Annotated in this window: 11 protein-coding genes; 4 read left to right on the forward strand and 7 right to left on the reverse strand. The window is 66.7% G+C overall.

Features of this window, described 5'->3' with window-relative positions; all coding sequences use genetic code 11:
• Nucleotides 1–77: 77 nt before the first annotated feature.
• The 4 genes from AC5P8R_RS11610 to AC5P8R_RS11625 form a co-directional block, all read right to left on the reverse strand.
• Nucleotides 78–1448, reverse strand: coding sequence for a pyridoxal-phosphate dependent enzyme (locus tag AC5P8R_RS11610; protein WP_014645842.1), 1371 nt, complete (start codon nt 1446–1448; stop codon nt 78–80).
• 301 nt (nt 1449–1749) lie between these two features.
• Complete coding sequence (locus AC5P8R_RS11615) at nt 1750–1986, reverse strand: HP1242/YdcH family protein (RefSeq protein ID WP_005407964.1); 237 nt, start codon at nt 1984–1986, stop codon at nt 1750–1752.
• A gap of 324 nt (nt 1987–2310) precedes the next feature.
• Entirely contained in the window at nt 2311–3195 is an 885-nt protein-coding gene (locus AC5P8R_RS11620) for a hypothetical protein (RefSeq protein WP_288496498.1), read from the reverse strand.
• Entirely contained in the window at nt 3192–3557 is a 366-nt protein-coding gene (locus tag AC5P8R_RS11625; RefSeq protein WP_005415160.1) for a DUF4398 domain-containing protein, read from the reverse strand. Before AC5P8R_RS11625 ends, AC5P8R_RS11620 begins: the two co-directional genes overlap by 4 nt.
• 121 nt (nt 3558–3678) lie before the next feature.
• Here AC5P8R_RS11625 and AC5P8R_RS11630 point away from each other — a divergent pair, with 121 nt between their 5' ends.
• The 3 genes from AC5P8R_RS11630 (at nt 3679) to AC5P8R_RS11640 (ending at nt 7662) form a co-directional block, all read left to right on the forward strand.
• The gene (locus tag AC5P8R_RS11630; RefSeq protein WP_014645840.1) at nt 3679–4806 is read left to right on the forward strand and encodes a PilT/PilU family type 4a pilus ATPase; all 1128 of its coding nucleotides are present in this window, start codon (nt 3679–3681) and stop codon (nt 4804–4806) included.
• A gap of 131 nt (nt 4807–4937) precedes the next feature.
• On the forward strand, nt 4938–6221 hold the full coding sequence (locus AC5P8R_RS11635; protein WP_495219983.1) for a putative DNA modification/repair radical SAM protein: 1284 nt from the start codon (nt 4938–4940) through the stop codon (nt 6219–6221).
• On the forward strand, nt 6202–7662 hold the full coding sequence (locus tag AC5P8R_RS11640; protein WP_495223428.1) for a UdgX family uracil-DNA binding protein: 1461 nt from the start codon (nt 6202–6204) through the stop codon (nt 7660–7662). The genes AC5P8R_RS11635 and AC5P8R_RS11640 overlap by 20 nt, the downstream gene beginning before the upstream one ends.
• A 44-nt stretch (nt 7663–7706) precedes the next feature.
• Here the strand turns inward: AC5P8R_RS11640 and maiA are convergent, their stop codons facing one another.
• Nucleotides 7707–8375, reverse strand: coding sequence for a maleylacetoacetate isomerase (maiA, locus tag AC5P8R_RS11645; RefSeq protein ID WP_014645837.1), 669 nt, complete (start codon nt 8373–8375; stop codon nt 7707–7709).
• 14 nt (nt 8376–8389) lie between these two features.
• Nucleotides 8390–9379, reverse strand: coding sequence for a fumarylacetoacetate hydrolase family protein (locus tag AC5P8R_RS11650; RefSeq protein ID WP_014645836.1), 990 nt, complete (start codon nt 9377–9379; stop codon nt 8390–8392).
• Between the two features lie 852 nt (nt 9380–10231).
• On the opposite strand from AC5P8R_RS11650, the gene AC5P8R_RS11655 reads away from it, so the two are divergent.
• Nucleotides 10232–11665: a DEAD/DEAH box helicase gene (locus tag AC5P8R_RS11655; protein ID WP_495223429.1), complete on the forward strand. Its 1434-nt coding sequence runs from the start codon at nt 10232–10234 to the stop codon at nt 11663–11665.
• A 581-nt stretch (nt 11666–12246) separates the two neighbouring features.
• Here the strand turns inward: AC5P8R_RS11655 and AC5P8R_RS11660 are convergent.
• Nucleotides 12247–14841, reverse strand: coding sequence for a M14 family zinc carboxypeptidase (locus AC5P8R_RS11660; RefSeq protein WP_495223430.1), 2595 nt, complete (start codon nt 14839–14841; stop codon nt 12247–12249).
• Nucleotides 14842–14861: the final 20 nt, after the last annotated feature.

The raw sequence follows: 14861 nt of genomic DNA on the forward strand, positions 1-14861 counted from the left end.
GAGTCTATCAGCGCGGCCTTAACGAGCTTTGACGCGGATAAACCGGGATTCAGCAGCGATCTGCGGCGATAAACGCCTTACTGAACGCGCCGACGCAGATAATTCAGCAGGTCGATGCGGGTGATCAGGCCGAGGAAGGCGTCGCCGTCCATCACGATCGCCACCTGGCCGCGGTCGAACACCGGCAGCAGGGCCTCGATCGGCGACTTCACGTCCAGCCGGTCCAGCTTGCTGACCATCGCGGTGGCCACGGTGTCGCGGAAGCGCGCCTCGTCGCCATAGACATGCAGCAGCACGTCGCTTTCGTCGACGATGCCGACCAGCTTCTCGCCGTCCATCACCGGCAGCTGCGAGACGTCGTACAGCTTCATGCGCTGGTAGGCGGTGGTCAGCAGGTCGTTCGGGCCGATCACCACGGTGTCGCGCTGGCCGTACGGGCGCAGGATCAGGTCGCGCAGGTCGCCGTGCTGCGGGCGCTGCAGGAAGCCGTTGTCCAGCATCCAGTAGTCGTTGTACATCTTCGACAGGTACTTGTTGCCGGTATCGCAGACCAGCACCAGCACCCTCTTCGGCGTGGTCTGCTCCTTGCAGTACTTCAGCGCCGCCGCCAGCAGGGTGCCGGTGGACGAACCGCCCAGGATGCCTTCCTTGCCCAGCAGCTCGCGCGCGGTGTGGAAGCTCTCGGCATCGCTGATCGCATAAGCCTTCTTGACGCGGCTGAAGTCGGAGATCGAGGGCAGGAAGTCCTCGCCGATGCCTTCCACCAGCCAGCTGCCCGACTTGTCGTTGAGCACGCCGTCGTTGATGTATTCGGCCAGGATCGAGCCGACCGGATCGGCCAGCACCAGCTCGGTCTTCGGCGACAGCTTGGCGAACGCGCGCGACAGGCCGGTCATGGTGCCGGAGCTGCCGCAGCCGAACACGATGGCGTCGAGGTCACCGCCCATCTGCTCGAGGATTTCCGGGCCGGTGCCGAACTCATGCGCGGCCGGGTTGTCCGGGTTGCCGAACTGGTTGATGAAGTAGGCGCCCGGGGTCTGCTCGGCGATGGTCTTGGCCAGGTCCTGGTAGTACTCCGGATGGCCCTTGGCGACGTCTGAACGGGTCAGGCGCACTTCAGCGCCCATCGCCTTCAGGTTGAAGATTTTCTCGCGGCTCATCTTGTCGGGAACGACGAGGATCAGCTTGTAGCCCTTCTGCTGTGCCACCAGCGCCAGGCCCAGGCCGGTGTTGCCGGCGGTACCTTCAACCAGGGTCGCGCCCGGCTTCAGGTCACCACGCTGCTCCGCCGCCTCGATCATCGACAGGCCGATGCGATCCTTGATCGATCCGCCCGGGTTGGCGCTCTCCAGCTTCAGGTAGAGCTCGCAGACACCGGTGTCCAGGCGCTGGGCCTTGACAATCGGGGTCTGGCCGATGAGTTCGAGGACGGAAGAATGGATGGGCATTCGGAGGACTTTCGATTCGCGCCACGCAGGGCCGGACCGATGATTATCCGACGGATGGCGCTGAATGTCAGGTCGGCGCGGAGATGCCGCCCGCCGGCCCCGTAAAGGGATGCGGGCGGCCCCGGATCGACGAGGAGACCGGTACCGCCCGCATCGGTGAGTTGTGCCTGCTGGCCAAGGCACCACCGCCTGTGGTGCCTTGGCGCGGCCGCCTCATCGGCGGTGCCGCGATGCCGGGGCGCGGTCGCCCGGCGGGGCCATCGATGGCCGGGTCACGCCGTTCCGGGCGCGACGGGGTGCGTCAAAGCGTGGGGGACGTCGTTGGGAGCGGTGTTTCGTACATTCGCAGAAGGCGTTGCTTGGCCAGCAGCTTCTCACGCTTCATGCGACCCAGGGTGACATCATCGATCGGGAGTACACCCAACTCCGCGTCCATGCACTTCTTGTTCAATTTGCGGTGCTGGTCATGGAGTGCCCTGAACTCCGGATCACGCGCGCGACGGGCGTCGATCTCGCTCTGGGGCTGATCTTCAAACATGATGGACCTCCTTCGACAGATACACGAACGCCCCGGCCACAAGGCACGGGGCGTTGTTCATGGAGGAGCGCCGGCCGATGGCCACCTGGACGCCTGCAACGACCTGCGGCACTGGCCTGCGCACGTCGATCTGCTGCGGTTCGCGCCCTGCTTGCATCGGCCCGGCCCTCCCATCGTCCGGTCCGCGGCATTGCGTCCCGGACGATTGACCCTACGCCTGCTCAAGGCGGGGTACAAGACCCCTGCGTCAAAAAGACCGAACCCCGCCGGGGCGGGGTTCAGGCTGAATGCTCATTGCAACGAAAAACAAACAATATCAATGCATTACGGGGCGATGATGACCTCGGCCGAACGGGCCCGGGTGGAGGCTGCCTTCTTGCCGCTGACCTGGATGCGGTTGCTGGCGACACCACCCGCGACCAGGGCGTCGCGCAGCGCTTCGGCCCGCTTCTGGCCCACGCCGTTGGCACTGTCGTAGGCCTCGATGCGCAGGCGGCCCTTCTTGCCGATGTTCAGGTACTCGGCGAGCGCCTTGGCCTGGTTGCGGGCGCCGCCAGACAGGCTGGACGCACCTGCAGCGAACGCGTCGCCCCCGAAGGTGAAGACCTCACCGCGCGCATCGAACTTCGAACCCGGCAGCTTCTGGCCCGACACCAGCTCGGCCTCCTCGCGGGCCAGCTTGGCGGCGTTCTGCTGGGCGGCGCTGAGGCGCTGCTGCTGCTTGCCGGCCACGCTGGTCAGGGCGTTTTCGGCGTCCTGGCGGGCCAGGGTTTCGGCCTCGGCGGCCTGGCGCAGGCGTTCGGCTTCCTCGGCCTGCATCTGCGCCTGCATGCGCAGCTGCTCGGCTTCCTGACGGGCGCGGGCAGCGTCGCGGCGGCTGGCCTCGATCAGCAGGTCGCTGCGGGTGCGCTCCAGGCGGTCGACCTCGCGCGCGGCCATCGCCGTGCGCACGGCCGTCTCGGCAATCTCCACCCGGCGCTCGGCCAGGTAGGTGGCCAGCTCCTGGTCACGGCGCTTGGCCTTGTCCAGGGTCGCGATGGCCTGCTGGGCCTGCATGCGCTCGAAGGCGCCCAGCTCAGCGGTATCCGGGTTGGCCTGGATGGCCATCAGGCGCTGGCTCAGCTGCGCCACCATCGGGTTGTCGGCGGCCACGGCCAGGGTCGGCAGCGCCAGCAGCGCGGCCAGGGTTGCGGCGGTCATCGGCTTCACCGGCGGTCCTCCCCGGTCGACAGCTGGCGTTGCAGCTGGTTGACCTCGTTGCGGCGCAGCTGCAGCTGCGCGGTGACGGTGGCTTCCTCGCTGCGGACGCGTGCCAGGTCGGCATCGGCGGCGGCGCGCAGGGCCATCGCCGGGGCGTTCTTCCGTTCGCGGCGGTCGCCGGCGGCGCGCTGGGCCTGCTCCAGCCCCTGCCGGGCCAGACCGATCAGGTCCGGGGCGTACTGGTCGGCGTCGGCCTGGGTGGCCTTGTCGACCGCCTGCCGGGCCTGCGCCAGTTCCAGGGCGGCGTCCTGCGCCCAGGCGGGGGCAGACAGTGCGAATGCAAACGCCATCACATACAGGCCATGGCGCATTCGTGCGAAGCTAAGTCGTTTCATTGGGGAGGCCGTACCGGTTGTCGGTTCACGGCCATTGTCGTCAAGCCGACACCGTGCTGGCAACGGGCGTCGGCCGTTTCGTTGGGGAAAATTCGCAATGGATATCGGCTACTTCCTGAAGCTGATGACCGAAAAGAACGCTTCGGACATGTTTCTGACCACCGGGGCACCGGTCTACATCAAGATCGAGGGGAAGCTCTATCCGCTGGGCAACACCGGCCTGCCGCCGGGCATGGTCAAGAAAATCGCCTACTCGCTGATGGACGAAGGCCAGGTGCCGCAGTTCGAGCGCGAGCTGGAGCTCAACATGGCCATCGCCCTGCCCGATGCCGGGCGCTTCCGCGTCAACGTGTTCAAGCAGCGGGGCGAGGTCGGCATGGTCATCCGCGCCATCCGCAGCCGTATCCCGAGCATCGAGGAGCTGAACCTGCCGCAGGTGCTGAAGGACGTCATCATGACCCCGCGCGGGCTGGTGCTGGTGGTGGGGTCCACCGGTTCCGGCAAGTCCACCTCGCTGGCGTCGATGATCGACCACCGCAACAGCACCACCACCGGTCACATCCTCACCATCGAGGATCCGATCGAGTACCTGCACAAGCACAAGATGTCGATCGTCAACCAGCGCGAGGTCGGCCTGGACACCCACGCCTTCCACAACGCGCTGAAGAACGCGATGCGTGAAGCGCCGGACGTGATCCTGATCGGCGAAATCCTGGATGCGGAAACGATGGAGGCGGCGATCGCCTTCGCCGAGACCGGGCACCTGTGCCTGGCCACCCTGCACTCCAACAACGCCGACCAGACCATCGAGCGCATCCTCAACTTCTTCCCGGAAAGCGCGCACAAGAACGTGCTGATGAACCTGGCGCTGAACCTGCGTGCGGTGATCAGCCAGCGCCTGGTGAAGAACAAGGAGGGCCGTCGCCTGCCGGCCACCGAGGTGCTGATCAACACGCCGATGATCCGCGACCTGCTGCGTCGCGGCCAGGTGCACGAGATCAAGGCGGCGATGGAAGGCTCGCTGGAAGAAGGCATGGAGAGCTTCGACCAGTGCCTGTTCCGGCTGGCCAAGGCGGGCATCATCGAGCAGGAGGAAGCGCTGCGCGCGGCCGACTCGCGCGATGGCCTGGCCCTGAAGTTCCGTTTGTCCGAAGGCAGCAGCGGCGAGCACGACCCGTACGCCGATTTCTCGGCCGGCGCACCCAGCATCACCCACGGCTTCTGACCCCACGAAAAAGGGGACGGAGGGGATTAAGTCGTAAGTGCATTTGCGACTTAATCCCCTCCGTCCCCTTTTTTCTGAAGCGTTCATGGGCGGTCTCATCCAATGAGACCCCTCATCCGTAGGTTTCCCCAATGGAAACCATCCGCAAGCTGGCCATTCTGGCCGACGCCGCCAAATACGACGCGTCCTGCGCCTCCAGCGGCTCGGGCAAACGCGATTCGCGCGCCAGTGGCGGTATCGGCAGTACCGAGGGCATGGGCATCTGCCACAGCTACACGCCCGACGGCCGCTGCGTTTCATTGCTGAAGATCCTGCTGACCAACTTCTGCATTTACGACTGCGCCTATTGCGTGAACCGGGTCTCCAGCAACGTGGCCCGCGCGCGTTTCAGCGTGGACGAGGTGGTCACGCTCACCCTGGACTTCTACAAGCGCAACTACATCGAGGGCCTGTTCCTGTCCAGCGGCATCATCCGCAATGCGGACTACACCATGGAGCAGATGGTGGAAGTGGCCCGGCAGCTGCGCGAAGAACACCGCTACGCCGGCTACATCCACCTCAAGACCATTCCCGAGGCCTCGCCGGAACTGCTGGCCAGTGCCGGGCGCTATGCGGACCGCCTGTCCATCAACGTGGAACTGCCGACCGAAGCCGGCCTGAGCGCCTTGGCACCGGAGAAGACGGTGCATTCGATCCGTGGCGCGATGGGCGAACTGCGCTGGCGCATCGAGGAAGCCAAGGAAGCTCGCAAGGCCCCCGCAGTGGTGGCGCCGACGGCCAGTCGCAGTGTTCGCCCGCGCCCTCCCCGTTTCGCACCGGCCGGGCAGAGCACCCAGATGATCGTCGGCGCGGACGGGGCAAACGACCAGCAGATCCTGGCCAGCGCCGACAGCCTGTACGGCAACTACCGCATGCGCCGGGTCTACTACTCCGCATTCAGCCCGATTCCGGACGCCAGCCGGCAGCTGCCACTGCAGCCGCCACCGCTGCAGCGCGAACATCGCCTCTACCAGGCTGACTGGCTGCTGCGCTTCTACGGCTACGGCGTGGATGAGATTACCGATACCACCCAGGACGGCATGCTCGACCTGGATATCGACCCCAAGATGGCCTGGGCGATCCGCCATCCCGAGCGCTTTCCGGTCGATCTGAACCGGGCACCGAAGGAAATGCTGCTGCGCGTGCCCGGCCTTGGCGTGCGCAACGTCAAGCGCGTGCTGATGGCACGCCGCCACGGGCGGCTGCGCGTGGCCGACATCGCGCGCCTGAAGGCACCGATGAGCAAGCTGCTGCCGTTCGTGCTGCTGGCCGACCATCACCCGCGCAAAGCACTGGATGATCCGGCGGCGCTGCGCGCGCAGCTGGCCCCGCCTCCGCGCCAGGGTTCGCTGTTCGATGCAACGTCTGCATCCTGACGCGCAGCGCTGGTCGCTGCGGGTGGATCCGCCGTGGTCGCTGCAGGCCTGGCGCGATGCTGCGCGCGAAGCGTTGCTGCGCGGCGTGGCGCCACCTCAACTGGACTGGCTGGAAGGGAGCGACACCTCGCTGCTGGATGCGCCGGCCGTGCAGCAGGCGCCGATGCTTGCCGATGCCGGTGCACCCAACGTTCCACGTGACTTCCTGGAGCTGGCGGCCACCTGCCTGTGCCATCGCGATCCCCAGCGCCTGGCCGTGCTGTATCGCCTGCTGTGGCGCATCGCCCATGGCGAGCGATCAGTGCTGGGCAACCCCGCCGACGCCGATGTCCTGCGCGCGACAGCCCTCGCCCAGGCCGTCCGCCGTGACACGCACAAGATGAAGGCATTCGTGCGCTTCCGCGAGGTACCTGGCCAGCCCGATGCGTTCATCGCCTGGTTCGAGCCGCAGCACCACATCGTCGACCGGGTCGCGCCGTTCTTCGCGCGCCGCTTCACCGGCATGCGCTGGGCGATCCTGACCCCTTCGCGCAGCGTCGCCTGGGATGGGCAGGCGCTTGCCTTCGGCCCCGGTGCACGGCGCGAAGATGCCCCGGCCGAGGATGCACGCGAGTCGCTGTGGCAGACCTACTACGCCAGCATCTTCAATCCGGCGCGGCTCAACACACGGATGATGATGCAGGCGATGCCGGCAAAGTACTGGCGCCACCTGCCTGAGGCACAGTTGCTGCCACGCCTGGTGCGCGACGCGGCCGACCGCGTGCAGGAAATGCATGACCGGCCGGCACAGGCACCGCAACGCAGGATTCCCCCGCGTGCGAACGCTGCGACGCCGGCAGCCGATGCCAGCAGCCTGGACAATCTGCGCGGACAGGCCAGTGCCTGCCGCCAGTGCCCGCTATGGGAGCAGGCCACGCAGACCGTGTTCGGGCAGGGGCCTGCCGATGCGCGGGTGATGGTGATCGGCGAGCAGCCCGGTGATACCGAGGATCTGCGCGGGCAGCCGTTCGCAGGACCTGCCGGCCAGGTGCTGGACCGCGCACTGGCGGAACTGGGAATCGATCGCGCCCAGCTGTACCTCACCAACGCGGTGAAGCACTTCCACCATGAGCGGCGCGGCAAGGTGCGGCTGCACAAGCGGCCGGAAAGCCGCCACATCCAGGCCTGCCGCCCCTGGCTGATGGGTGAGATCGCACGCGTGCGGCCCCAGGTGATCGTGTGCCTCGGCGCGACAGCCGCAGCCTCGGTATTCGGTCGTGATTTCGACCTCTCGCGCGACCGCGGACGCTGGCACACCCTCGAGGACGGCACGCGCGGCTACGCCACGGTGCACCCGGCATGGGTGTTGCGGCAGACCGACGATGCGCGCCGCGAGGAAGCCTACCGGGTGTTCCGCGATGACCTGGCCCGTTTGCGGCAGAAAGGGGACGGAGGGGATTAAGTCGTAAGTGCATATACGACTTAATCCCCTCCGTCCCCTTTTTTTCAGGCGGCGTCGGGCTGGTTTTCCGGGCGTGCGCGGTCGAAGGCATCCACTGCCTGGCAGGCCGATTCGATGCGGCGCAGGGTCGGGTACGGTGCCAGGTCCAGGCCGAAGCGGTGGGCGTTGTACAGCTGCGGCAGCAGGCAGATGTCGGCCAGGCCGGGACGGTCACCGTGGCAGAAGGCGCCGGTGTCACGGCTGTTGGCCAACAGCGCCTCCATCGCCGCAAAGCCCTCGGCGATCCAGTGCAGGGTCCACTGCGTGCGTGCATCGGCCGGCAGCTGCAGACTGCGTTCCAGGTACTGCATCACCCGCAGATTGTTGATCGGGTGGATGTCGCAGGCTACCAGCTGGGCCAGCGCGCGCACCCGCGCGCGGCCAGCGGCGTCGGCCGGCAGCAGCGGTACCTGCGGAAAGCGCTCGTCCAGGTATTCGAGGATCGCCAGCGACTGGGTCAGCACATGCCCCTCATGCAGCAGGGTCGGCACCAGCTGCTGCGGGTTGAGCGCCCGATAGGCATCCCGGTGCTGCTCGCCGCCCTCGCGCACCAGGTGCACCGGCCGCGCGTCCCAGGCCAGGCCCTTCAGCTCCAGGCCGATGCGCACGCGGTAGGCGGCGCTGGATCGCCAGTAGGTGTACAGCACGATGCCGTCGTCGACCGGGATCTCCATGGCCGCCTCCATGCTCAGGGCCTGGCCGCCTGTTCGATGCGCTGCTCGATCGCACCGAAGATGCTGTTACCGGCGGCATCGAGCATCTCGATGCGGACCACGTCGCCGAACGACATGAACGGCGTGCTCGGCTTGCCGTCCCGCAGGGTTTCGACCACGCGCTGCTCGGCGAAGCACGACGCACCCTTGCTGGTGTCTTCATTGGCGATGGTGCCCGAGCCGACGATGGTGCCGGCGACCAGCGGACGGGTCTTGGCCGCATGCGAAACCAGCTGGGCGAAATTGAACTGCATGTCCACGCCCGCTTCCGGCGCACCGAACCACTGGCCGTTGATGTGGGTCAGCAGCGGCAGGTGCACCTTGCTGTCCTGCCACGCGGCACCCAGCTCGTCAGGGGTGACGAACACCGGCGACAGCGCCGAGCGCGGCTTGGACTGCAGGAAGCCGAAACCCTTGGCCAGCTCGCCCGGGATCAGGTTGCGCAGCGAGACATCGTTGACCAGGCCGACCAACTGGATATGACCGGCTGCCTGTTCCGGGGTCGCCGCCATCGGCACGTCGTCGGTGATCACCACGATCTCCGCTTCCAGGTCGATGCCGTAGTCCTCGCTGACCACCTTGACCGCATCGCGCGGGCCGTAGAAGCCGGCGCTGGTGGCCTGGTACATCAGTGGATCGGTGTAGAAGCTCTCCGGCACCTCGGCGCCACGGGCACGGCGCACGCGCTCGACGTGCGGCAGGTAGGCGCTGCCATCGACGAACTCATAGGCGCGCGGCATCGGTGCGGCCAGCGCCTGCGGGTCGAGGTCGAACACGCCATCGGCATCGCCGGCATTGAGCGATTCGTACAGGGCGTTCAGGCGCGGTGCGATGTGGCTCCAGTCCTCCAGGGCCTGCTGCAGGGTGGCGGCAATGCCGGTGGCGCGCACGCCGTGGCGCAGGTCACGCGAGACGACGATCAGGGTGCCGTCGCGGCCGCCTTCCTTCAAAGAACCAAGCTTCATGGGTGGGTGTCCGGAGTCGTGGGCAAACAAGTTTCAAGTGTAATCAAATCTGCGGCGGCGCCAAGCTGCAGCGCGGCATCGGCCCACCCTACCGTAGTGGGGGGTCGGCAGGGCTTGCAGCCCTGCACCTGCAGAAGCAACCGCAACGTCAAAAGCCTGCATTCCGTGGGATGGCGGGGCGGTGTGGGTGGGCAGGACACGCCGTAAACCCATCCCTGGGGGCTCGATGGCGCCATCCATGGCGCCAACGGTCCTGCCCACCCACACCGCCCTACCCCCGACAGTTTCCCGATGACGGATCGAACATCCCCATCATTCATCGTCGAAATCCGTCAGATATCGAAATAAATCGAATGAGATTCGACAGATCGCGAAAAACTGTCGAAGGCGGGGTGGGTCCGGTTGAGGGGGTGTGAGCGGCATGGATGCCGCGACCAAGCCCCCATGGATGGGTTTACGGCGCCCCCCTCAACCGGACCCACCCCGCCAACCCTCAGGAAGCCAGCTTTTGACGTTGACGTGGCTCTGGCCTCTGCGGGTGCAGGGCTGCAAGCCCTGCAGAGACGCCCCTACCTGAACAGGCCTTTTTGCGCGAAGTCTCGAACATCGTTTAGACTTGCAGGGTCTGCAGCGGCCGTCCGTTTCCCTCCGGGATCGCCGGCGACCAGGGTCCGCCCTCTTCGCCCGCCCCCACTCCGACGCCGTTCGTCACGCATTCCAGCCTGCGCTTCGTGCCGGCTGCACCCAATTCTCGCAGCGCGGTTCACGGGAACGCTCCGAGTCAGCCGATCAGTTTGATCTGCCCCCGTCTGTCCGCTCGGACAGGCGTTTCTTGTACTTGGAGCAAACTCAATGTCTTTTGAATCGCTGGGCCTGGCGCCCTTCCTGCTGCGCGCGCTCGCCGAGCAGGGCTACGAAAACCCGACCCCGATCCAGCAGCAGGCGATCCCGCTGGCGCTGGCCGGTCGCGACCTGCTGGCCGGCGCACAGACCGGCACCGGCAAGACCGCCGCGTTCGGCCTGCCGCTGCTGCAGCACCTGGGCACCGCCTCGCAGGAGGTACGTGCCGGCCCGCGCAAGCCGCGCGCGCTGATCCTGGCCCCGACCCGCGAGCTGGCCACCCAGGTGCATGACAGCCTGCGTGGCTACAGCAAGTACCTGCGCATCCCCAGCGCCTGCATCTACGGCGGCGTCGGCATGGGCAACCAGCTGGACATCCTGCGCCGTGGCGTGGACCTGCTGGTGGCCTGCCCGGGCCGCCTGATCGACCACCTTGAGCGTCGCAGCGTCGACCTGTCCGGCATTGAAGTGCTGATCCTGGACGAAGCCGACCGCATGCTCGACATGGGCTTCCTGCCGTCGATCAAGCGCATCCTGGCCAAGCTGCCGAAGCAGAACCGCCAGACCCTGCTGTTCTCGGCCACCTTCGAGGACAACATCCGCCAGTTGGCGCTGGAGTTCATGCGCAACCCGGAACAGATCCAGGTGACGCCGAAGAACACCGTGGCCGAAACCATCACCCACCGCGTGCATCCGGTCGACGCCGGCCGCAAGCGCGACCTGCTGCTGCACCTGCTGGCGCAGGACAGCCGCGAGCAGACCCTGGTGTTCGCCCGCACCAAGCATGGCAGCGACAAGCTGGCCACGTTCCTGGAAAAGTCGGGCATCAAGACCGCGGCGATCCACGGCAACAAGAGCCAGGGCCAGCGCCTGCGTGCGCTGGGCGACTTCAAGGCCGGCCGCGTGACCGTGCTGGTGGCCACCGACATCGCCGCGCGCGGCATCGACATCAACGAGCTGCCGAAGGTGATCAACTTCGACCTGCCGATGGTGGCCGAGGACTACGTGCACCGCATCGGCCGCACCGGCCGCAACGGCGCGACCGGCCAGGCGATTTCGCTGGTGGCGCAGGATGAAGTGAAGCTGCTGCGCGCGATTGTGCGCCTGCTGGGCCGCGACATGGACATCCGCGATGTGCCGGGCTTCGAGCTGCAGACGCCGATCCGCTGGGGCAACAGTGCGCCGGGCAAGGCCGAGCACGATACCGGTGAGCGCGCACCGCGCAAGAGCCACGCGCGCCGTCCGCACGGCGATGCGCCGCGCCATGCGCATGCTGGCCCGAAGAAGGCCGGTGGTGGCCGCCGCGAGGGCGGTGGCAATGGCCAGCAGCGTGCCGGTGCGGGCGCGGGTCAGGGCCAGCGTCGTGGCGGTGGCGGTGGCGGTGGCGGCAATGGTGGCGGCCGTGGCCGCGGCCAGGGTGGCAACGGCGGCGGTCGCGCCGGCTGATCCCCGCTGACAGGGAGGGTGCTTCCCGCTGCGCGGGGGCTTCTTACCGAGGGACGGCGCTGACGCGCCGTCCTTTTTTGTTGCTGGCTACCGGGTGACAAAGCACGCGGTAGCAGTACCGAGGGCGGATGGACATGGGGGCAGCGCAGAACACGCTGTAAATACGTCCATGTAAGCTCGATGGCGCCATCCATGGCGCCAACGGTTCTGCGCTGTCCCCATGCCCATCCGCTTCAAGCATTGCCTGCGCCTTCTTCTCCCGCCGGGTAGCCGGGAGAAGAAAGATCAAATTCAAATTCAAATTCAAATTCAAATTTAAGTTCAAATTCAAATTCAAAGGCAAAAGCCGAAGTCGCAATTCTTGCCTTTGCTTTTGCTTTTGCTTTTGTATTTGCCCTTGCTCCCGCCTTGGGGTCTGATGCGTCCGCGCCCGCAGGAAACTGTCATGGGAGGCAGGGGGCCTCAGCCAGGACCGTTGGCGCCAAGGATGGCGCCATCGAGCCCCCATGGATGGGTTTACGGCGTGTCCTGGCTGAGGCCCCCTGCCTCCCAAGCACAACAGAAACTCGGCGCCAAACACCTCAACCCCGCGCTTTCGCCGGATTTACCAGATTCCCGAAGAAGATCGCGTTGATCAGCAGCCGGTCCGTGCCATGCCAGTACTTGCGATGCGCCGGATCATCGGCGAACAGCACCACGTTACCCTGCCCCTGCGCCGACACCAGCAGCCACGCGCTGCCCGCCACCCGCGTGCGGTTGCGCTCGGACAAGTAACCGTTCACCCGCGGCGGCGTGTCGATGCGTACCACCGTCGAGAACGGGTTCGCACTCGGCTGCAGCGTCACCGTGTTTTCCTTGTTGATCGCCAGTTGCCGGCGCGGCACGCCGAACGCCAACGGATGGCTGGTATCCACGTCGGCACTGAGGATGTTGCCGCTGACCCGCTCGATCGCGGCGATGTCGCGCTGGTCGCCGAACGCACGGCGGCTCTCGTCGGCAGTCTCTTCTTCCTTGCCGAGCTTCTCGCCGTCGGCCAGCTTCTGTTCGATCGCCCACTTCGAGGCGCTGCCGTAGGTCACCAGTGAACCTCCGGCCTGCACCCAGCGCTTCAGTGCGGCCACCGCCGTGGCATCGATGCCGGTGTAGGTGCCGCCGGACAGCACGATCGTGGTGTAGCGGTCCAGCGGCACCTTGCCCAGCTGCTGCGGGTCCAGCTTGCTGGCAGGCAGGTGCAGCTGCTGGTCGAGCAGGAACCACGCCGAACCGATCTCGGTGGCGGCCACGCCCTCGCCCATCACCAGCGCGACCGTGGGTTTGCGCAGCGCCTTGACGCCGTCACTGCCGAGGTCGATGCCTTCGCGGCTGCGGCCGCTGGGCAATGCGTGCACCTGCACACCCGCCTCGCGCGCGGCCGACGTCACTGCCTCAAGCAGCGCTGCGCCCTGCAGCGATTGCCCGGCCACCGGAATCACCAGGCTGCCGGCGGCGAAGCTGACCTCGCCCTGCGCGGTCGCGGTGGTGAACGGCTGGAATGCCGCACGTGCGCTCACGCCCTTGCCCTGCAGTGCGGCCAGCGCGCGCCCGGCGTTGTAGTCGCGCCAGTCGATCGCGTAGGCGAATCCGGCCTGGCTGCCCAGCACCGCGCCCTGCGCCGCCGGCAGCGCGGTCACGCGTGCACCGCCTTCGATACGGCTGCGGCTACCGGCGAAGGCCACGCCGTAGGCCGGTGCGATTGCATAGCTGGTGCTGCCGTAGAACACATCACCCTTGATCGGCGGCGTCTCGGCAAAGATCGAATGCACCAGGCGGAACTGCGCCTGTTGGACCGGCACAACGTAGGCGCTGCCGGCATCGAAGCGCTGGCCATCGACAGTGACGGCACGATCCAGCGCGCGCACGTCGATGCGATGCAGCAGCAACAGTTCCAGCAGGCGGCGGGTCAGTGCCGGATCATGCGCATCACCGAACACGAAGCTCTTCACCGGCTGCTGTGCGGCCTGCTTCAGCGCGCTCTGGAAGAACTGCTTCTGCAGGTCGAACAGGCCGCTGCGCTCGGTTACTGCGCCGCGCACGGTGCCCAGCCCGGTGGCGACCTGGTTGCGGATGGTGAACGGGAACGTCAGCAGGCCATTCACCGATTCCTGCACGCGGCCGCGCGAGCTGGCCTGTTCGACGGTCACGCCGACGGCACCATGGAAGTCCGGGTAGGTCGAGCCGTATACCGGCGAGAAGTTGTCGAAGTTCTCGCCGGTGTAGTACAGCGAGCCCAGCGCATCCAGCGCCTGCGCGTGGTACCGGGCCAGGGTCTTGTTGAATTCGTACGACGCCGCGGGAATCAGCGGACTGTGCATGCTCTTCGGCGAGGGCTCGAAGTAGTAGGTGCTGTCCTTGCCCATTTCGTGGAAGTCGATCTGCACGTTCGGGTACCACTGGTGGAACACCTCCACCTTCGGCCGCGAGTCCTGCTGGGTCAGGGCCAGCCAGTCGCGGTTGAGATCGGTGAAGTAGTGGTTGGTGCGCCCTTGCGGGAACGGTTCGACGTGCTCCTTGTCGGCCGGGTCGGCCGAGGCCGGATCGGAGGCCCACGCGTTGTGCCAGTTGGCGGCACGATCGCGACCGTCCGGATTCTGCGCCGGGTCGAACAGCACCACCGCCTGCTGCAGCCACTGCTGGGTTTCGGCGCTGCGGTTGGCCACCAGGTAGTAAGCCGTCAGCATCGCCGCCTCGGCACTGGAGGTCTCGTTGCCATGCACGCTGTATCCCAGCCACACCACCACCGGGCTGTCGCCCGCCGCACTGCGCGGCTGCGCCGGATCGGCCAGGGTCGCGTGCTGCTGGCGGATCTGTTCCAACCGCGCGTGGTTGCCTGCGGCAGTGACAGTGGCGATCAACAGCGGGCGGCCCTCATAGCTGCGGCCGATCTCGCGCACGCTGATCCTGTCCGAGCGCCGGGCCAGTTCCTGGAAGTACGCCACCAGCTGGTCGTGCCGGGTGTAACGGCTGCCGATCGGATAGCCGAGGAACTGCTCCGGCGTGGGCACGGCGGTATCGAACGCCGCTGCATCGGCAGCCTGCGGAAAGAAGTAGGTGCTCTGTGCCTGTACCGGCTGCGGCTGGAACAGTGCGGTGGCGGCGGCAAGCAGCAACGGAAGAACGGCACGACGATGCAAGGACACAGTGACTCCCCTGGAACACA

Source organism: Stenotrophomonas sp. YJH_SMC_73, from assembly GCF_059370155.1.